The organism is Pseudomonas frederiksbergensis (assembly GCF_035751725.1).
GTDB lineage: Bacteria > Pseudomonadota > Gammaproteobacteria > Pseudomonadales > Pseudomonadaceae > Aquipseudomonas > Aquipseudomonas frederiksbergensis_A.
The window spans coordinates 4,426,490-4,445,905 of sequence record NZ_CP142104.1; the positions used below are offsets into that span (position 1 = coordinate 4,426,490).

Annotated in this window: 20 protein-coding genes, 1 tRNA gene, 1 pseudogene and 1 riboswitch; of the genes and pseudogenes, 17 read left to right on the top strand and 5 right to left on the bottom strand. The window is 61.5% G+C overall.

Annotated elements, in window-relative coordinates; all coding sequences use genetic code 11:
* Positions 1–2: 2 nt before the first annotated feature.
* Positions 3–695, bottom strand: a complete 693-nt coding sequence (gene ung, locus VQ575_RS19645) for a uracil-DNA glycosylase (RefSeq protein WP_039593302.1) — start codon at positions 693–695, stop codon at positions 3–5.
* 130 nt (positions 696–825) lie between these two features.
* On the opposite strand from ung, the gene VQ575_RS19650 reads away from it, so the two are divergent.
* Complete coding sequence (locus VQ575_RS19650; protein WP_039593367.1) at positions 826–1,938, top strand: enoyl-CoA hydratase/isomerase family protein; 1,113 nt, start codon at positions 826–828, stop codon at positions 1,936–1,938.
* Positions 1,939–1,995: 57 nt separating this feature from the next.
* On the opposite strand, the gene VQ575_RS19655 is transcribed toward VQ575_RS19650, so the two are convergent.
* Positions 1,996–2,391, bottom strand: coding sequence for a hypothetical protein (locus tag VQ575_RS19655; RefSeq protein ID WP_080942488.1), 396 nt, complete (start codon positions 2,389–2,391; stop codon positions 1,996–1,998).
* 304 nt (positions 2,392–2,695) lie between these two features.
* Positions 2,696–2,797, top strand: a riboswitch (guanidine-I (ykkC/yxkD leader).
* 60 nt (positions 2,798–2,857) lie between these two features.
* On the opposite strand from VQ575_RS19655, the gene VQ575_RS19660 reads away from it, so the two are divergent.
* The 12 genes and pseudogenes from VQ575_RS19660 (at position 2,858) to VQ575_RS19715 (ending at position 15,750) form a co-directional block, all read left to right on the top strand.
* A complete protein-coding gene (locus tag VQ575_RS19660; RefSeq protein WP_039593301.1) occupies positions 2,858–3,925 on the top strand; it encodes a putative urea ABC transporter substrate-binding protein in 1,068 nt (355 codons plus the stop codon).
* A 15-nt stretch (positions 3,926–3,940) separates the two neighbouring features.
* On the top strand, positions 3,941–4,756 hold the full coding sequence (locus tag VQ575_RS19665; protein ID WP_039593300.1) for an ABC transporter permease: 816 nt from the start codon (positions 3,941–3,943) through the stop codon (positions 4,754–4,756).
* Positions 4,753–5,541 (top strand): ABC transporter ATP-binding protein, encoded by a 789-nt coding sequence (locus VQ575_RS19670; RefSeq protein ID WP_039593299.1) that lies wholly within the window; start codon positions 4,753–4,755, stop codon positions 5,539–5,541. The genes VQ575_RS19665 and VQ575_RS19670 overlap by 4 nt, the downstream gene beginning before the upstream one ends.
* A 13-nt stretch (positions 5,542–5,554) precedes the next feature.
* Complete coding sequence (locus VQ575_RS19675) at positions 5,555–6,280, top strand: urea amidolyase associated protein UAAP1 (RefSeq protein WP_039593298.1); 726 nt, start codon at positions 5,555–5,557, stop codon at positions 6,278–6,280.
* 11 nt (positions 6,281–6,291) lie between these two features.
* Positions 6,292–6,933 carry an urea amidolyase associated protein UAAP2 gene (locus VQ575_RS19680; RefSeq protein WP_039593297.1) on the top strand — a complete coding sequence of 214 codons (642 nt, stop codon included), beginning with the start codon at positions 6,292–6,294 and terminating at the stop codon, positions 6,931–6,933.
* Positions 6,934–7,150: 217 nt separating this feature from the next.
* On the top strand, positions 7,151–10,723 hold the full coding sequence (gene uca / locus VQ575_RS19685) for an urea carboxylase (protein WP_325918269.1): 3,573 nt from the start codon (positions 7,151–7,153) through the stop codon (positions 10,721–10,723).
* 22 nt (positions 10,724–10,745) lie between these two features.
* On the top strand, positions 10,746–12,524 hold the full coding sequence (gene atzF, locus VQ575_RS19690; RefSeq protein WP_039593295.1) for an allophanate hydrolase: 1,779 nt from the start codon (positions 10,746–10,748) through the stop codon (positions 12,522–12,524).
* A gap of 252 nt (positions 12,525–12,776) precedes the next feature.
* Positions 12,777–13,394, top strand: a pseudogene (locus VQ575_RS19695) (GGDEF domain-containing protein); the annotation flags it as partial.
* A complete protein-coding gene (locus tag VQ575_RS19700; RefSeq protein ID WP_039593293.1) occupies positions 13,387–13,605 on the top strand; it encodes a cysteine-rich CWC family protein in 219 nt (72 codons plus the stop codon). The pseudogene VQ575_RS19695 and the gene VQ575_RS19700, both read left to right, overlap by 8 nt.
* Positions 13,606–13,640: 35 nt before the next feature.
* A complete protein-coding gene (locus VQ575_RS19705) occupies positions 13,641–14,333 on the top strand; it encodes a pseudouridine synthase (protein WP_039593292.1) in 693 nt (230 codons plus the stop codon).
* Between the two features lie 309 nt (positions 14,334–14,642).
* Complete coding sequence (locus tag VQ575_RS19710; protein ID WP_039593291.1) at positions 14,643–15,527, top strand: alpha/beta fold hydrolase; 885 nt, start codon at positions 14,643–14,645, stop codon at positions 15,525–15,527.
* 149 nt (positions 15,528–15,676) lie between these two features.
* Positions 15,677–15,750: transfer RNA gene (locus tag VQ575_RS19715), tRNA-Gly, on the top strand.
* Positions 15,751–15,919: 169 nt separating this feature from the next.
* On the opposite strand, the gene VQ575_RS19720 is transcribed toward VQ575_RS19715, so the two are convergent.
* Complete coding sequence (locus tag VQ575_RS19720) at positions 15,920–16,135, bottom strand: hypothetical protein (protein ID WP_152668462.1); 216 nt, start codon at positions 16,133–16,135, stop codon at positions 15,920–15,922.
* A gap of 253 nt (positions 16,136–16,388) precedes the next feature.
* The gene (locus tag VQ575_RS19725) at positions 16,389–16,865 is read right to left on the bottom strand and encodes an Lrp/AsnC family transcriptional regulator (protein WP_039593289.1); all 477 of its coding nucleotides are present in this window, start codon (positions 16,863–16,865) and stop codon (positions 16,389–16,391) included.
* A 144-nt stretch (positions 16,866–17,009) separates the two neighbouring features.
* On the opposite strand from VQ575_RS19725, the gene VQ575_RS19730 reads away from it, so the two are divergent.
* The 3 genes from VQ575_RS19730 (at position 17,010) to VQ575_RS19740 (ending at position 18,609) form a co-directional block, all read left to right on the top strand.
* Positions 17,010–17,639: a LysE family translocator gene (locus tag VQ575_RS19730; protein WP_039593288.1), complete on the top strand. Its 630-nt coding sequence runs from the start codon at positions 17,010–17,012 to the stop codon at positions 17,637–17,639.
* Between the two features lie 343 nt (positions 17,640–17,982).
* Positions 17,983–18,198, top strand: coding sequence for a type II toxin-antitoxin system HicA family toxin (locus tag VQ575_RS19735; RefSeq protein ID WP_039593287.1), 216 nt, complete (start codon positions 17,983–17,985; stop codon positions 18,196–18,198).
* A complete protein-coding gene (locus VQ575_RS19740; protein WP_039593286.1) occupies positions 18,199–18,609 on the top strand; it encodes a type II toxin-antitoxin system HicB family antitoxin in 411 nt (136 codons plus the stop codon). It begins immediately after the preceding gene.
* 59 nt (positions 18,610–18,668) lie between these two features.
* On the opposite strand, the gene VQ575_RS19745 is transcribed toward VQ575_RS19740, so the two are convergent.
* On the bottom strand, positions 18,669–18,815 hold the full coding sequence (locus VQ575_RS19745; protein WP_196304752.1) for a hypothetical protein: 147 nt from the start codon (positions 18,813–18,815) through the stop codon (positions 18,669–18,671).
* Positions 18,816–18,993: 178 nt separating this feature from the next.
* Here VQ575_RS19745 and VQ575_RS19750 point away from each other — a divergent pair, with 178 nt between their 5' ends.
* A complete protein-coding gene (locus tag VQ575_RS19750) occupies positions 18,994–19,398 on the top strand; it encodes a low affinity iron permease family protein (protein WP_039593285.1) in 405 nt (134 codons plus the stop codon).
* The last annotated feature ends 18 nt before the right edge of the window (positions 19,399–19,416 follow it).

Consider the following 19,416-nt stretch of genomic DNA (forward strand, 5'->3'; position numbering starts at 1 on the left):
CATCAAACCGGCGGCAACCGCCATTCGATCGGTCTCTCGCCATGCTGATCGAGAAACTTGTTGGTCCGGCTGAAATGCCCGCAGCCGATGAAGCCCCGGTGGGCCGATAGCGGTGACGGATGGACCGAGGTCAACACCAGGTGTTTGGTCGCATCGATCAGCTTCTGCTTGCTCTGGGCATGTGCGCCCCACAGCAGGAACACCAAGTGCGGCTGGTGTTCACTGACCACCTCGATGACCCTGTCGGTAAAATGCTGCCAACCTTTCTTCGCATGGGCGTTGGCATTGGCGCGCTCTACGGTCAGGGTGGTATTGAGCAGCAACACGCCCTGGTCGGCCCAGCTTTGCAGATAGCCGTGGTTGGGGATATCGATATTCAGGTCGCGCTTCAACTCCTTGTAGATGTTCACCAGCGAAGGTGGTGTCGGCACGCCCGGCTGCACCGAGAAGCACAGTCCATGGGCCTGGCCCGGGCCGTGATAGGGGTCCTGGCCGAGGATCACGACTTTGACCTTGTCCAGCGGAGTGGAATTGAGGGCGTTGAAAATCAGCGGGGCCGGCGGATAGATCTCCTTGCCAGCGGCGTATTCACTGCGCAGGAACTCACGCAACTCTGCCATGTAGGGCTGGTCGAACTCGGCACGCAGTGCCTGCTTCCAGCTGGGTTCGAGTTTGATACGGTCGTCAGCGGTCATGGTTGTACCCGGTAAAAACAATGGGCGCACCCTAGGAAAGCCCACAAGGCTTGTCAATTGATCTGACGCGGATCCGGCACTTTCCCCCACAGCAGTCATACTGATGGTTCAATTTCTGATCGAGGTCACGATGAATCTGCACTTCGAAGAACTCACCGGCATCAATGGCGCGCGCCTGGGCGTCGCCACCCTGGACGCCGAAAAATCCCTGAATGCCTTGTCCCTGCCAATGATCAACGCCCTGCGCGATCGTCTTGACGCTTGGGCCAAAGAACCGCAAATAGTCTGCGTGCTGCTACGTGGCAACGGCGCCAAAGCGTTTTGTGCCGGCGGCGAGGTCCGCAGCCTGGTGGAAGCCTGCCGCGCCCACCCTGGCGAGGTGCCGCCGCTGGCCGCACAATTTTTCGCCGCCGAATATCGCTTGGACTTCAACCTCCATACTTACCCCAAGCCCCTGCTGTGCTGGGGCCACGGCTACGTGCTCGGGGGCGGCATGGGGTTGCTGCAAGGCGCGAGCACGCGAATCGTCACGCCGAGCAGTCGCCTGGCGATGCCGGAAATCAGTATCGGCTTGTATCCGGATGTCGGCGCCAGTTGGTTCCTGTCGCGCCTGCCAGGCAAGCTTGGCCTGTTTCTCGGCCTGACCGGTGCCCACATGAACGCGCGCGACGCCATCGACCTGGGCCTGGCCGATCGGTTTCTACTCGATGAGCAGCAGGACGACCTGATCGAGGGCTTGTTGCAACTCAACTGGCAGGAACAGACCGAGATGCAACTCAACAGTCTGCTCAAGGCCTTGCAGCAAGAAGCGCTGGCCCAGTTGCCCGAAGCCCAGTGGTTGCCCCGTCGGCAGAAAATCGACGAATGGCTGGACGTCAGCGACGTCCGTTGCGCTTGGAAGGCCCTCGGTTTGTTGGTGGACCATCCGGACCCGCTGATCGCCCGGGCAGCCAGGACCATGACCGAGGGCTCGCCGTTGACGGCGCACCTGGTCTGGGAGCAGATCAGCCGGGCGCGGCATTTGTCGCTGGCCGGCGTGTTCCGCATGGAATACACCCTGAGCCTGAACTGCTGCCGCCATCCGGAATTCAGCGAAGGGGTGCGGGCGCGATTGATCGACAAGGATCACAAACCGCGCTGGCACTGGCCGGACATCAACCATGTACCGGAAGCAGCAGTCGAGGCGCACTTTCACAAGGCCTGGGAGGGGCGGCATCCGTTGGCGGATTTATCCAACGAGTAAACCCCTTGGGCAATAAAAAAGCGGCGCTTGATGCGCCGCTTTTTTATTGCATGTCCATTATCGATGGTTGCCCCGTCCATCATGACCACGTCCTCGATGATCATGTCCCCGATCACGCCCGCCCCGGCCACGCCGGTCGTCATTCCAGCCACTCCGATCGCGACCGTCCCAACCGCCCCGGTGTGGGTAAGGCCGGTACGCCGCCCTTGGAGGTGAGTAATAGCGCGGGCCGTGCTGGTAATAACGCGGGGCCGAGTAATAACGGGGCGCCGGTTGGTAGTAGCGCGGCGCGTAATAACCCCGTGGTGCCGAATAATACCCGCCGCTGTAATAGGCCGGCCCGGGTGAGGTGTAGACCTCTGAACGGTAGTAGCTCGAGCCTCCGTCGTAGTAAGGCACGCATGCCGAAAGAGTCAGGCCAAGAAACGCAATGAGGAGCAGTCGTCGATACATGGCGGCCTCCTGGACCGCGAATGGGCCACAACAGCGACGCTGATGGGCGGCAGTCATCTATTGGGTGACTGACGATTAATCTGACAGTGAATTCGGAATCTGGTGCGACGCGGCAACAACTCGAAACATGTCACTCGTCGCCCTCTTCCGGTGCGCCACAGCACCACAAACAGGCATACATCCGCCGTCGATCCTCCCTCTACAACAGCCGCCCTCTCTGGCACGGGCCTTCGCCCGAATTGGCACGGCTCTCGCTTTACAAACTCCGTGCAGGAGTCATCACAGGTTCGCGGCACCACAATTTGCAATGGCTGACTAGGGTTCCGGCTCGCCTCTGGCGAGTGGCTGGTCCGAGAGTTGGCGACCTCCAGTTGAGGTTACACGGCGGGACAAAAGCCCGGGAGACAAGCCACCGTTCGCGGTGCCGCGTTGCTCCTGTCCGCCCTTGATCAACTGGAGAACCACCATGTTCAAGCTTCGTCTGTCCGCCCTGCTCCTTGCCGCCCTCTCGGCTCTCATGAGCTTCTCGTCCGCCGCCGCGCAAAAAGACCACTTCAGTGTCTGCTGGACCATCTACGCCGGCTGGATGCCCTGGGAATACGCCGGCAGCCAAGGCATCGTCGATAAATGGGCGAAAAAATACGGCATCAAGATCGATGTCGTGCAGCTCAACGACTACGTCGAATCCATCAACCAGTACACCGCCGGTCAGTTCGACGGCTGCACCATGACCAACATGGATGCCCTGACCATTCCCGCCGCCGGTGGCGTGGACAGCACCGCGCTGATCGTCAGCGACTTCTCCAACGGAAACGACGGCATCGTCCTCAAGGGCGACGGCAAGACAGTCGCCGATCTCAAGGGCATGGACGTCAATCTGGTGGAGTTGTCGGTGTCTCATTACCTGCTGGCGCGCGCCCTGGATTCGGTTGGCCTCGCCGAGAAAGACCTGAAAGTCGTCAACACCTCCGACGCCGATATCTCGGCCGCCTTCAACACCGACCAGGTCAAGGCCGTTACCACCTGGAACCCGATGCTCTCGGACATCAAGGCCCAGCCGGGCGTGAGCGAGGTGTTCAACTCCGGCCAGATCCCCGGCGAGATCATGGACATGATGGTGGTCAACACCCAGACCCTGAAGGACAACCCGGCCCTGGGCAAGGCCTTGACCGGCGCCTGGTTCGAAGTGGTGGCGCTGATGAACGCCAAGAACACCGCCGCCAACGCTGCGCTGGAACACATGGCCAAAGCGTCGGGCACTGATCTCAAGGGTTTCCAGGCGCAACTGGACACCACCAAGCTGTTCGCTACGCCCCAAGAAGCGCTGGCCTTCGTCACCAGCGAACAACTGCCCGCCACCATGGGCAAGGTCGCCGAGTTTTCGTTCAAGCACGGCTTGTTGGGCGAAGGCGCCAAGGACGCAGATGCAGTTGGCATGGCGTTCAACCGCGACGTGACCCTCGGCGACAAGGCCAACCTCAAGCTGCGCTTTGACCCGACCTACGTACAGCTGGCCGCCGACGCCAAGCTGTAGACCGGAGGACCTGGCATGCGCCTGATCAACCGCTACCCGGATCGTCCCAGCCGTCTGTTGCTGGTGATCCTGCCCTTCGCGCTGGTGTTGTTCGCCTACTTCATGGGCTCGGCCGAACGGTTGACGGACAACCCCAACGACAAGCTACTGCCCAGCGCCGTACAAATGGCCGATGCGGTCAAACGCCTGGCCTTCACCGCCGATGCTCGCAGTGGCGACTACCTGCTCTGGCAGGACACCGCGTCGAGCCTGCGCCGGTTGGCGATCGGCCTGGGCATCAGCGCCCTGGCCGGTCTGTGCCTGGGCATCGCCGCCGGTACGCTCCCGCTGTTTGGCACGCCGCTGTCGCCGTTGCTCACCGTGGTGTCGATGGTGCCGCCACTGGCGATCCTGCCGATCCTGTTCATCGTCTTCGGCCTGGGAGAGTTGTCCAAGGTGATGCTCATCGTGATCGGCATCACGCCATGCCTGGCGCGGGATCTGGAACAACGCGCCCGGGAAATTCCCCGTGAGCTGCTGATCAAGGCCCAGACCCTCGGCGCATCGACCTGGACCCTGATCCTGCGCGTGGTACTGCCGCAACTGCTGCCACGCTTGCTGATTTCCCTACGGCTGATGCTGGGTTCGGCCTGGCTGTTTCTGATCGCCGCCGAAGCCATCGCCTCCACCGATGGGCTGGGCTATCGGATTTTCCTCGTGCGCCGTTACCTGGCGATGGACGTGATCCTGCCGTACGTGGTGTGGATCACCCTGCTCGCCTGGCTGATGGATTGGGGCCTCAGGTACCTGACCCGCCGAGCGTTCCCTTGGTACGAGGGGGCTAAAGCATGAGCTTCATTACTGTGAACAATGTCTGGCAACAGTATGCCGACCAAGTCGTGCTGGAACGCTTGAACCTGAGCGTCGCCGAGGGTGAGTTCTGCACCTTGGTGGGCGCGTCGGGTTGCGGCAAGTCGACCTTCCTGCGCTTGCTGCTGGGCCAGGAACGCGCCAGTCGCGGACAGATCCTGCTGGACGGCGAACCCTTGGCGGGCGAGCCGGACGCCAGCCGGGGCGTGGTGTTCCAGCGTTATTCGGTGTTCCCGCACCTGACGGTACTGGACAACGTGGCCCTGGGCCTGGAGTTGCCGCGCTCGCCGTTGCTGGGGCGTTTGTTCGGCAGTGCCAAGCGCCAGGCTCGCCAAGAGGCTGCGCTACTGTTGGACAAGGTCGGCCTCGGCCACGCGCTGGACAAATACCCGGCGCAGCTCTCCGGCGGCATGCAACAGCGACTGGCGATCGCCCAGGCCCTGATCATGAAGCCCCGAGTCCTACTGCTGGACGAGCCCTTCGGCGCCCTCGACCCGGGCATCCGCAAAGACATGCATGCCTTGCTGCTGGCGCTGTGGCGCGAGACCCAACTGACGGTGTTCATGGTCACCCACGACCTGTCCGAGGGCTTCAGCCTCGGCACGCGCCTGCTGGTGTTCGACAAGGTCCGCGTCGATCCACACGCCCCCGGCGCCTATGGCGCACGCATCACCTACGACATTCCATTGAACAGCGACCGCCGCACCGCCCGTGCCGCCGTCCACGCCCTGCCCGCCGAACTGGCCGGCACGTTGCGTATCGCTTGAAAGGAGATTTTCCATGACCGATTCGATCCAGTTGTTTCCCCCCTTCGCCGAAGAACTGCTGCCCGGTGGCGGCCACCGCTCATTCGTGCTCAAGCGCGGCCAACTGCTGCGCCTGACCGATCTGCGCGGCGGCGCCAACGTGAGCCTGACGCTGCTCAACGCCAACGAAAAAACCGAACGCCTGAACCTGCCGGACAGCCTCAAGTGCCAACACACCGCCAAGCTCACCGCCGGCCATTGCCTGTACTCGGACATGGGCCGGGTACTCGCTGCAATCACCGCTGACACCTGTGGTTGGAGCGACAGTTTTGGCGGTGTGCTCTGCGCCGAGGAAGTCGCTGAAAAGTATGGTCAGGGCCGCTATCAGGAACTGCGCAACGGTTTCTTCCGCAACGGCACCGACAACCTGCTGGTGGAACTGGGCAAATGGGGGCTGGGCCTGTCCGACCTACTCATGACCCTCAACTTGTTCAGCCGTGTCGACGTCGACGAAGCCGGCCACTTTAACTTTGTCGAAGGCAATTCCGAGGCCGGCGACTACATCGAGCTGTACGCGCCGATGGATACCTTGGTGGTGCTGACCGCGCTGCAGCACCCGATGGACCCGAATCCGCAATACGCCCCGCAACCGCTCAAGCTCAGTTGGATGAACGCCAACCCCAGCGTCGCCGAACATTGCCGCCAATCGCGCCCGGAAAACCAGCGCGGCTTCATCAACACCGACCGCCTGTTCGCCTGAGGATCGCCGCCATGTCACTTTCCATCGCCACCGCACACAAGCAACTCGAGACCGCCGCCTACCGCGCCACGATTCCCGCCGGCGAACCTTGGCTGACCGAGGTCAAGGCCGGCCAGACCTTGCGCATCCTTGACCTGGAAGGCAACCAGGCGGTCGATACGCTGTTCTACAGCCTGGCCAATCCCAGGGAACGCTACGACGTGCAGCGCACCTTGCGTCGGCAGAACAGCGTTTACCTGGGCACCGGCAGCGTGCTGTATTCCAACCTCGGCCGACCGATGCTGACCATCGTCGAAGACACCTGCGGGCGCCACGACACCCTCGGCGGCGCCTGCGCCCAGGAAAGCAACACCGTGCGCTACGCCCTGGAGAAGCGCCACATGCACAGCTGCCGCGACAACTATCTGCGGGCCTGCGCCCACGACGGTCGGCTGGGCAAGGGCGACATCGGGCCGAACATCAACTTCTTCATGAACGTGCCGGTCACCGCCGATGGCGGCCTGACCTTTGAAGACGGGATCTCGGCGCCGGGGAAATACGTCGACCTGCGGGCCGAGATGGACGTGATCGTCCTGATCTCCAACTGCCCGCAACTGAACAACCCGTGCAATGCCTACAACCCCACGCCAGCGGAGCTTTTGATATGGGACTGAAACTCACGCGCCTGCGCCGCTGGCTGTTCGTGTTGTGCCAGAGCCGCTCGGGGCAGTGCCTCAAATAAATGCATGAACGCCACCGGCACAGGCTCTGCCACAGAGGTTGTGTGGTGCTTGGAGGTTTGCCGCCGGGGACGACCCCGTTGGCCATCGAAAACTGCGGGACGGCCCGCATCCCAGTTCAGGCGGCACGCATGCCTGAGGGGGCAATGCCATGTTCGAAAAAATCCTCATCGCCAACCGTGGCGCCATCGCTTGCCGCATCCTGCGGACCTTGCGCGAGTTGAAGGTCCAAGGCGTCGCGGTGTACGCCCAAGCCGACGAAGCCAGCCTGCACATCCTCCAGGCCGACGAAGCCCATTGCCTGGGCGAAGGCGCGGCAGCGGGCACTTACCTGGCGGTGGACAAGCTCCTGGCGATCGCCAAAAGCAGCGGTGCGACGGCAATTCATCCCGGCTACGGCTTCCTCTCGGAAAACGCCGCCTTCGCGCAAGCTTGCGAGGCGGCCGGGATCGCCTTCATCGGCCCGACGCCAGAGCAACTGCGCGTGTTCGGCCTCAAGCACACCGCACGCGCCTTGGCGCGGCAGCACGGCGTGCCAATGCTCCAAGGCACCGAACTGCTCGACAGCCTCGACGCTGCGTTGCAGGCAGGTTCGCAGGTCGGTTACCCGGTGATGCTGAAAAGCACGGCGGGCGGTGGAGGGATCGGCATGCGGGTGTGTCGCAGCGCCGCCGAATTGAGCGAATCCTTCGAAGCGGTCAAGCGCCTGGGGCAGAACAATTTCAGCGACGCCGGTGTGTTCATCGAAAAGTACATCGAACGGGCGCGGCACCTTGAGGTGCAAGTGTTCGGCGACGGCCAGGGCCAGGTGATCGCCCTGGGCGTGCGTGACTGCTCGGTGCAACGACGCAACCAGAAAGTCATCGAGGAAACCCCGGCGCCCAACCTGCCCGAAGGCATGGCCGAGGAGCTCTGCGCAGCAGCGATCAAACTGGCCCAGGCCGTGGACTACCGCAGCGCGGGCACCGTGGAGTTCGTCTACGACAGTGACGCCGGGCGCTTCTATTTCCTGGAAGTGAACACGCGCCTGCAAGTGGAACACGGCGTCACCGAGCAGGTATGGGGCGTGGACCTGGTGCGCTGGATGGTGCAACTGGCCGCCGGTGATCTGCCACCGCTGAGCGAACTGAGCCCGGGTTTGAAAGCCTGCGGCCACGCGATCCAGGCACGCCTGTATGCAGAGGACCCGGGCCGGGATTTCCAGCCGAGCCCGGGCCTGCTCACCGCCGTGGAATTCCCACAGGCCGACGGCAAAGGGCTGCGCATCGACACGTGGGTGGAGGCTGGTTGCCAGATCCCGCCCTACTTCGACCCGATGATCGCCAAGATCATTCGCTGGGCACCGACCCGCGAGCAGGCGCGCCTGGGCCTGCACCAAGCGCTGGAAGACAGCTTGCTATACGGCGTCGAAACCAACCGCACCTACCTGCAGCAGATTCTTCTCGACGCGCCCTTCGCCAACGGCCAGCCCTGGACGCGTTGCCTGGAGACCCTGGCCTACCGCGCCAACACGTTCGAAGTGCTCAGCCCCGGCACCCAGACCAGCGTCCAGGACTACCCCGGCCGCCTCGGGTATTGGGCCGTGGGCGTACCGCCGTCAGGGCCGATGGACAGCCGCTCGCTTCGCTTGGGCAACCGCCTGCTGGGCAATGACGAAGGTGCGGCGGCGTTGGAAATCACCATGAGCGGACCGTTGCTGCGTTTCAACTGCAACGCCCGGGTGGCGGTGACCGGTGCGCAAATTGCCCTGGCCCTGGACGGCGAAGCGGTGCCGATGAATACCCCGTTCTCGATCACCGCCGGGGCAACGCTGGCCCTGGGCACCATCAGCGGCGCCGGGGCACGCAGCTATTTGTGCCTGCAGGGTGGCTTGCAAGTGCCGGACTACCTCGGCAGCAAAAGCACCTTCACCCTCGGCCAATTCGGCGGCCATGGCGGACGCGCGCTGTGCACCGGCGATGTGCTGCACCTGGCTGCGCTGGATGAGCGCGCCGCGTTCCCGACAGTGAACGAGCCGCCCCTGTCATTGCCAGCCGTGCGGCAGATCCGCGTGATCTACGGCCCCCATGGCGCGCCGGAATATTTCACCGAACGCTACATCCAGACGTTTTTCGAAACGTCATGGGAGGTGCATTTCAACTCCAGTCGAACCGGCGTGCGACTGATCGGGCCGAAACCCGAATGGGTACGTGCCGACGGCGGCGAAGCGGGCCTGCATCCCTCCAATATCCACGACAACCCGTATGCCATCGGCGCCGTGGATTTCACCGGCGACATGCCCGTCATCCTCGGCCCCGACGGCCCGAGCCTGGGCGGTTTTGTCTGCCCGGTGACGGTGATTGAGGCGGACCTCTGGCAGTTGGGGCAGCTCAAGGCTGGGGACAAGGTGAGGTTTGTGCCGGTGGATATCTCGACCGCGCGATCACTGGTAACCGACTCCCTCGCCACGGAGTGTGGGGATACACAAACGTTGTTGTCGCCGGTGGTACTGGATATCGGCCAGGACGATACCCGCCTGGTGGCAAGATTATCTGGCGACACTCATCTACTGCTGGAAATCGGCGCCCCTGAACTCAACCTGGTGCTGCGCTTCCGCGCCCACGCCTTGATGCAGGCACTGGAACAAAAACACCTGCACGGTGTGATCGACCTGACGCCGGGCATCCGCTCGCTGCAAATTCATTACCAGCCTGAGCAACTGTCGCTGGCCGATCTGCTGGTGATCGTCGCTGGCGAATGGGACGCCGTGTGCGCCGCGCAAGACCTGCAAGTGCCGTCGCGCATCGTCCATCTGCCGCTGTCCTGGGATGACCCGGCCTGCCAACTGGCCATCGAAAAATACATGACCACGGTGCGCAAGGACGCTCCGTGGTGCCCCAGCAACCTGGAGTTCATCCGCCGCATCAACGACCTGCCCAACCTCTACGAAGTGCAACACACCGTGTTCGACGCCAGCTATCTGGTGATGGGCCTGGGCGACGTCTACCTCGGCGCACCGGTCGCTACCCCGCTGGACCCGCGCCATCGACTGGTTACCACCAAATACAACCCGGCCCGGACCTGGACTGCGGAAAATTCGGTGGGCATCGGTGGCGCCTATATGTGCGTATACGGCATGGAAGGCCCCGGCGGCTATCAGTTCGTCGGGCGCACGTTGCAGATGTGGAATCGTTATCGGGAGGTTGCCGCGTTTGATGGCAAACCCTGGCTGCTGCGGTTCTTCGATCAGATCCGCTTCTACCCGGTCAGTGCCGATGAACTGTTGCGTATCCGCCGGGATTTCCCGCTGGGCCGCTTCGACCTGCAGATCGAGCACAGCCAACTCAACCTTGCTGACTACCAACATTTCCTTGCCCGGGAAGCGGACAGCATCGGCGCGTTCCGCCAACAGCAACAACAGGCCTTCAATGCCGAGCGCGAGCGCTGGATTGCCAGCGGCCAGGCGCATTTCGACAGCGAGGAGCCGGCCCCCGTACCGAGCGAAGAGGCATTGCTGGGCGAGGGCCAACTGAGCGTCGAGAGCCACATCGCCGGCAATCTCTGGCAAGTCCAGGTGCAAGTCGGTGCGCAGGTCGCCGCCGGTGACGTACTGGTGATTCTGGAGTCCATGAAAATGGAGATCCCGGTGCTTGCGCCAATGGCCGGCGTGGTACGCGAAGTACGCGTCCAACCCGGTTCGGCGGTGCGCGCCGGACAGCGTGTCGTGGTGCTGGAACGTGAATGAACTCAATCAAAGGATTAACGCGATGAAAATCTCTCTGCGCCTGGACAACCTGCGCGACGCCTACCGCAAAGGCGAAACGACACCGCGCCGGTTGCTGCTGGCCCTGCGGGAAAAGGCCGCCGCACTCGACCCGGACTATCACCTGTTCATCCATCTGCTGTCCCCCGAGGAACTGGAGCCCTATCTAACGGCATTGGAAAGCCGCGACCTGGAGAGCCTGCCGTTGTACGGCGTGCCGTTCGCCATCAAGGACAACATCGACCTGGCCGGCATTCCCACCACCGCCGCCTGCCCGGCGTTTGCCTACGTGCCGCAATGTTCGGCCACGGTGGTCGAGCAGTTGTTGGCACTGGGCGCCATTCCCTTGGGCAAGACCAACCTCGACCAATTCGCCACCGGGCTCAACGGCACCCGTACCCCTTACGGTGCCTGTCGCAACAGCGTGTTGGCGGACTATCCGGCCGGTGGTTCGAGTGCCGGCTCGCCGCTGGCGGTGGCCCTGGGCGTGGCAAGTTTTGCGCTGGGCACCGACACCGCAGGCTCAGGCCGGGTGCCTGCGGCGCTGAACAACCTGGTCGGCCTGAAGGCCACCAAAGGCTTGATCTCCACCGCAGGCGTGGTGCCGGCTTGCCGGACGCTGGATTGCGTGACCACATTCACTGCGACGGCGCGCGAAGCCAGCCAACTGTTGGCATTGACCGCGCGCCTCGACCCGCGCGACGAATACAGCCGCCGCAATCCGCAATGGAACGACAGCTCGGCGTTCGGCGCGCCCCGACGCTTTCGCTTCGGCGTGCCTCGTCGGCAAGACCTGGAATTTTTCGGTTGCGACGAAGGCCCACGGTTGTTCCGCGACACCATCGAGCGCCTCGAACGCCTGGGCGGCGAAGCCGTCGAGCTGGATTTGTCGCCCTTCCTCGAAGCCGCGCGCTTGCTCTACGAGGGGCCTTGGGTTGCCGAGCGCTACAGCGTCGCCGGGGAGTTGATCGAGCGCGACGCCAATGCGGTACTGCCGGTGATCCGCGCCGTATTGGCGAAAGCGTCTACCGTGACCGGCGTGGATACCTTTCGCGCCCAGTACCGTTTGCAAGCGCTCAAGGCCCAGTGCGACCGAATGATGGAAACACTCGATTGCGTGCTCACCCCGACCATTGGACGCCCGGTGACCCTCGCCGAAATCGCGGCCGAACCACTGCTGCGCAATGCGGAACTGGGTTACTACACCAACTTCATGAACCTGCTGGACTACGCCGCCGTCGCCGTGCCCAGCGCCTTCATGGCCAACGGTTTGCCTTGGGGCGTGACGCTGTTCGGCCGAGCCTTCACCGATCAGTACCTGCTGGGTGTGGCGGACGCCTTGCAGCGCCAACAACTGCCTGACTTACCGACACCCGCCCATCCGGCCCGCCATGATCGGGCACGGCTGGTGGTGTGCGGCGCGCACCTGGAGGGGTTGGCATTGAACTGGCAACTCAAGCAACGCGGCGCCCGGCTGATCGAGGCGACCCATAGCTCGCCGGATTACCGCCTCTATGCCTTGGCCGGCGGCCCACCACTGCGCCCCGGCATGCTGCGCGTTGGCGAGGGGGGCGTGGCGATCGAAGTTGAAGTCTGGGAACTGCCAAGCAGCGAATTGGGCTCGTTCCTGACCGGTATTCCCGCACCGCTTGGGTTGGGCAAGGTGCAACTGGCCGACGGGCGCTGGGAAAGCGGCTTCATCTGCGAGCCGTATGGCCTGGACGGCGCAGAAGACATCAGCCATTTAGGCGGGTGGCGGGCCTACCTGACGACCCGTCAGTGAACAGCAATCTGCGGCGAGGGGACAATCCCCCTCGCCTACAATCATGCAAACCTGCAAATCCGAATATCTTTTCCCGCAAGGCCACTAGACTTGATTCCATCGGGTCACTCCTGGGGAATCGCCATGTCGCTTCGTTCGCCGTTGCATGCCCAGCGCTCACCGGTGCTGATGCTCGCCATTTTGCTGGGTGCCGCCTTCCTGCTGACTTCGCTGTTGGCTTATTACGCCGCCAACACGTCGCTCAAGGACAACATTGTGAAGGCGTTGTACTTCAACTTGCTGATCGGCCTGCTCGTCACGGTGGCGGTGCTCGTCGTGCTTTATCGGCTGATCGCCAATTTCCAGCGCCGCATCGACGCCCAAGCCATCCTGGATGGCTTGACCGAACTGCCCAACCGCCGGGGCTTCGACCTCCTGGCGGTGCAAGCGCTGCATGAAGCCCAGCGCGAGCCCAAGCCTTTGAGCGCGTTGCTGCTGGAAGTGGACAATTTCAAACAACTGGATGCCAGCCACGGCCACGTCGCCAGCGACCAGTTATTGAGTGGTTTCGCTCGCGACCTGACCGACACCTTGCGGCATTCGGACATCGTGTGTCGCTGGGGCACTGACGCCTTCGCCCTGCTACTCAAGGACACCGACGGGCAGAACGGCCAGAAGATCGCTGAGAAAATTCGCGAGCACATCGCGTTGCAGCGCTATTTTTGCAGCGGAAAGCAATTGCAGGTCACCGTCAGCATCGGCCTGACCACCTTGCAGGACGAAGACACCTTGCATAGCCTGTTGTCCCGGGCCGATCATGCGCTGCGACGTGCCCGACAGACCGGCAGCAACCGAACCTGCGTGGAAATGCCTCACTCCAGTTATGAATAAACCCGATCATTGCCCGGCCTGCGGCGGCGCCAACGACTGCACCCTCGCCGATCCGGAGACCGCCGACCGCGCCTGCTGGTGCTACGGCGTCAGCATCGACCCGGCTGTGCTTTTGGCATTGCCGACCGAATTGCGCGATAAATCCTGCCTGTGCCCCCGATGTGCACAGGTCGATGACCAATTGCGCGCCAATGCGCAACCGATCGCGTAAGATTCCCCCCCCCCGCCTCCTGGCCTGAACTGCCCATGCGTGTCGACCGTTTCCTCAGTAACCTGCCGCGCTTCAATCGCCAGCAGGTCCGCCTGCTGCTGGTGGCGCGTCGGGTGCAGATCGATGGCCAGACCGTCACTGACCCACAAGCGCAGGTGCGGGAATTCAGCCGCGTCGAAGTGGACGGGGAAATCTTGCAAGCAGGCCGACCGGCGCGGTATTTCATGTTGCACAAGCCGCCCGGTTGCGTCAGCGCCACACGCGATCCGCAGCACCGAACCGTGCTCGACCTGCTGGACGAACCGGACAAGGACGACCTGCACATCGCCGGCCGCCTGGACTTCAATACCACCGGGCTGATGGTGATCACCAACGACGGCAGTTGGTCGCGACGCCTGACCCAGCCGCAGACCAAGCTGCCGAAGGTCTACTACGTCGAGACCGAGCAGACCATTACTGCCGAGTACGCGCTCACCTTTGCCCGGGGCCTGTATTTCGCTTTCGAGGACCTGACCACGCAGCCGGCGGAACTGACGCTGCTGGGCCCGAAGTCCGCGCGATTGAGTATCGTTGAAGGTCGGTATCACCAGGTCAAGCGCATGTTCGGTCACTTCAACAACAAGGTGCTGCGCCTGCATCGCGAACGCATGGGGCCGCTGGTGCTAGACTCCCATCTGGAGCCCGGTGGGTATCGCGCCTTGAGCGCTGAAGAAATCTGCCTGATTTGAAGGAAATGACCGCTGGGCAGAAGTGTCCGACAATTTTCAAAGAGCACTTGCGCAACGCTCGCCCCCCTGCTTGAATCAAACCGTCGGCCGAAATGTGACCGATGAGTCACCTCATACCTCTAAGAAACTTTTTGCCGGCTGGAACCCCCAGGTTCCGCGTCATCCCCCCGGCAAACTGCCCGCCATAACAATACCCGTCGACCACTGTCATGGATCGACATGGGCCTTATCTTCCAGGCGTATGCCTACCTGTCACATTGCCCGTGCAATCTCATTGCGCGCATACCCGCTTGCCAGGAGTCTTATGACATGAGGCCAGAAATCGCTGTGCTGGATATACAGGGTCAGTATCGGGTTTACACGGAGTTCTATCGCGCAGACGCCGCGCAAAAGACCATCATTTTGGTCAACGGCTCGATGGCCACTACCGCGTCGTTTGCCCAGACCGCCAAGAACCTCTACCCGCAATTCAACGTCGTGCTGTACGACCAGCCCTACGCGGGCAAGTCCAAGGCCCATAACCGCCACGAGAAAATGCTGACGAAGGAAATCGAAGGGCAGATTCTCCTGGAGCTGATCGACCACTTCGCCGCCGAACACGTGTTGTCCTTTTCATGGGGCGGTGCCGCCACGTTGACGGCATTGGCCCAACGCCCGCGGCGCATCGAAAAAGCCGTGATCAGCTCGTTCTCACCGGTACTCAACGCACCGATGCGCGACTATCTGGAGCGCGGTGTGGATTACCTGAGCAGCCTGGACGGCGACCTTGTCGGGCACCTGGTCAACAACACCATCGGCAAGCACCTGCCGCCGCTGTTCAAGCGCTTCAACTATCGCCACGTCAGCAGCCTGGCCGAGCATGAATACGGGCAGATGCACTTTCACATCAACGACGTGCTCCACAGCGACCAGCAGTGCTACATCAATGCCGCCAAGAAGGTCGACGTTCCGGTGCTGTTCCTGAACGGCGAATGGGACGAGTACACCTCAGCCACTGACGCCAGGCTCTTCGCCAATCACGTCCAGCACAGCACCTTCACCACGCTGCAAGCCACCGGGCATTTCCTGGACATGGAACACAAGGCCGCCTGCCGCGACAGCCGTGACGCGTTGCTGGGTTTCCTCAAGCCAAGTCACCACGCTAGCCGACCGCGTTACAGCTACGTGCAGGATTACCATGCAGTGGCGATCTGAAAAGAAGTCATCGCGGACAAGCCTCCGACAAACAGGCTTGCCCGCGAAGACCGCTCTGGTTTGAGGCTCGCGCAGACGGATGACCTGACCGACCGGAAAGAAAAACTTCAAATTCCAAGCGACATCTGGTACAAAGTCAGCCGCTCTGAGCGGGTGTCGTATAATGGCATTACTCCAGCTTCCCAAGCTGATAACGAGGGTTCGATTCCCTTCACCCGCTCCAATCGAATTCTGATCCTGCGTCGTAGTGGTTTCGACGGAGGATTGAAAAAACCGGCTCTTGGTGGCCGGTTTTTTTTGGTCTGGGATTTGTGGAGTTTCTGTCGCTGACGGTTACACCAAGTACCTGGAAATCGATGATGGCCAGGTTTTTATCGCAGTGACAAAGAGAATCAGACCTGCTTTGCGACAAAAGCGACCACGGTAAACACGATCAGGGCGAAGGCAGCACCGATGCTGAACGGCAGCAACGTAACCCGGATTGTAGTCGGAGCCGGGCGTCTCATCTCTTCGGCTAACGCTTCCACCTCTTGATGCCGTTGCTCGAAGCTCGCTTGATAATCACGAGGTATGGACACGTCTCTTTCTCCTCCGAGGCTGCGGCTCATGCTGGGTCTTGAACTTCGAGTTCCAAATTATCGCGGTCGTTCTGGAACATCCATCCTCCTTTTAAGGGTTAAGCCACTGCCCTGAGCTTCTTGTTCTGCGATGCCGGGAGAACCAGCCCACTTCAATCGCTCATTGCCAGCCATCTAGCGCGTCTGCGGAGCACTATTTCCTATAGGCGCGGTTATGGATAGCGGGTGATTCCCGTTTGGCTTGTAGGTAAAAACAGCACGTTGCGTACGATAGAAAACCGCCTCACTCCCCCGCCAGATGCCCCAACGGCAAGGGCCCCGGCGCCTTCACCGTGTTGATCGCAAAATTGCTGCGAATATCACTTACGCCCGGCAGCTTCAGCAGCTTGCTGGTGACAAAACGGTCATAGGCGCGCAAGTCCGGCACCACGACTTGCAGCAGAAAATCCGACTCACCCGACACCAGGAACGCCGAGATCACTTCGGGCAGCGCGGTCACGGCCTGACGAAACGCCTCGGCTCGCTCGTCGGTGTGCCGTTCGACCTTGATGCCGACAAAGATCGTCATTCCGAGGCCCACTTCGTCGCGGTCAAGGACGGCCTGGTAACCTCGGATCACCCCCGCCTCTTCGAGCATCCGCACACGGCGCAGGCACGGTGACGGTGACAAGCCTATTTCTTCGGCCAGTTGCACGTTGCTCAGCCGCCCGTCCCGTTGCAGTGCCGTCAGGATTTTGCGGTCGAAGGCGTCAAGTTTCATGATTTGGCATTATCCGTTTTATTGACTCGATTACTTGGCAGGTTATGCCAATTCCTGAAGCTTTAGAAGCTGACTACGCAAGCACCTGCCCTGCCCTCCGGCCATAAACTGGCACTTCCAATCCACTGAATGCGCAGGCATGCAATGACAGAGCTCTGGTTGTTTTTCATGGCGTTGACGGTGGCGTACCTGTTGCCTGGGCCGGACATGATCCTGGTGCTGCAAACCGGCGCCCGTCAGGGCAAAGGCGCGGCACTGGCGACAGCGGTGGGCTTGGGCGTTGCCCGGGCGTGTCACGTCGCGCTGGCAGCGATGGGACTTTCGGTGTTGTTCAAGACGGCGCCCTGGACCTTCGACGTAGTGCGCCTGGCCGGGGCGGCTTATCTGGCCTGGATCGGGTTTCAATGCTTGCGGACGACCTTGTTGCCCAGCTTCGAAGGAGACGCCGCTGCGATAGGGAAGCGGCAATGGCATCAGGCGATCCAGCGCGGTCTGCTGACCAATCTGCTCAATCCCAAGGCCTTGCTGTTTTGCTCAGTGTTGCTGCCGCAGTTCATCGATCCGCAGGACGGACCGGTGTTGGGGCAGTTTGCGATACTCGGCGTGGTGCTGGTCGGCGTCGGCCTGCTGTTCGACAGCGCCTATGCATTGGTGGGTATGGCACTGGGGCGATGGCTCCAACGCTCGCCTTCGGCCCAGCGCGCGCAACAGTGGTTGTTTGGGAGCCTGCTGATCGGTTTTGCGGTGCGGCTGACGTTTGTGCAGCAATCGTAGGCTGCGATAGCCGCTGAAGCGATTCATAGAGTCCGCAGCCCCCTTCAATAGCCGGTCCGTAGTGACCGTTTTTTTTTCTCCCCTGGTTTCCTGAAACCGCTCCAATTTCAGACGTCGCCGGGCAGCCGAACGGGAGCAAGCTGCCTCGCCACGCAACTGTACTGGCGTCCCACCTCACATTTCGCAATAAAGCCAACCGCCCTCTCCCGCCCCTTCCATAACGGCGCTTCTAGACTTCAAGCGAGAGATCCACCCGCCCCAACCGTCGCCCACGGTGGTTATAGTGTTGATCATTCGCGCGCAGTAGGTATAGTACCCACCAACAACACCACAGGGAGGTGTTGTGAATAGCCGATTCTTGATAAGCCAAATTGTTGCAGATGGGTGGTACCTGGTGCGGATTCGGGGTAGCCACCATCACTTCAAACACCCGACCAAACCGGGGCTGGTTACGGTTCCTCATCCCAAGAAGGACCTGCTCAAGAAAACGGCCATCAGTATCTTGCAACAGGCCCTTCTCCAGGCGCCCGGTTGCCCCGCTTTTCCGGAGGACGATTGAATGCTCTACCCAATTGCGATTTCAATGGGCGATGACCAGCACGCTTGGGGTGTTGAGGTGCCGGATATTCCCGGTTGTTTTTCCGCAGGCGACGACCTGGATGAAGCCATGGCGATGGCACGGGAGGCGATCGAGGGTCATTTCGAGATCCTGGCTGAGGACGGTTCGCCGATTCCATCGGCCAACACCGTCACCCTGCATGCGGCCAATCCGCAATACGCCGGTTGCACATGGGCCTTGGTAGACATCGATATTACCAAGTACCTGGGCAAGGCCCAGAAGCTCAACATCACCCTGCCCGGCTACCTGCTGAACCGTATCGATGAATATGTGCTGCACCATCCTGAAGAGAAGAGCCGCTCCGGCTTCCTGGCGTCGGCGGCGCTCAAGGTGTTGCAACAAGGGCGATGAGCGTTCCATGAAGAAACGCGAACCTGTGGGAGCAAACTCACTCCCACAGGTTCGATCACTTACTTGCTCTGCGACTTGGACTCCTGCATCTGCACCGAAGACTTGGTGCCGTCGGTGTTGTCCTTGGTCTCGTTATCCGAATTGTCGAAGCAGCCTTGCAGGGCGAACAGGCAGCAGGCGAGGCAAAAGGTGCGGGCAATATTCATGACGTACTCCGATGCTGAGGGCTTTCAGGAGTGACCCGCGAGAATGACATTGGTTGCGACTGTCGTCGTGCGGGACGATGAACGTCGAGGAGACGCTTTACGGTTGAAATGTAAGTAGAATTTTCGCCGACGCGTTGCTGTCACACCAGACAGGTGCATCCCAAAAAGGAACACAGCAATGACGTTCGCCAAAATCGCTCAAAAACTATCCCTCTGGGCGGGGAGCCCCAAGACTTTCCTGGGGGCCATTGTGTTGTTGGCGCTCTGGGCTGCCAGCGGACCTTTATTTGGTTTCAATGACACCTGGCAATTGATCATCAACACTTCGACCACCATCATCACCTTCCTGATGGTGTTCTTGATCCAAAATACGCAAAACCGCGATACCGATATCCTGCATTTGAAAGTGGACGAATTGTTGCGGGCCTCGAAGGACGCTCAGAACGCAATGCTCGGCCTCGAGTCGCTGGACCTCAAGCAACTTGAAGCGCTGCGCAAGCAGTATCAGGACATGGGCAAGGACGAGGCCAAGAGCCTTGATGGCGTTGAGGCGAAGAACAAGATCGACCTGAACCAGTGCTGATGCCGATGCGCGAGCGGT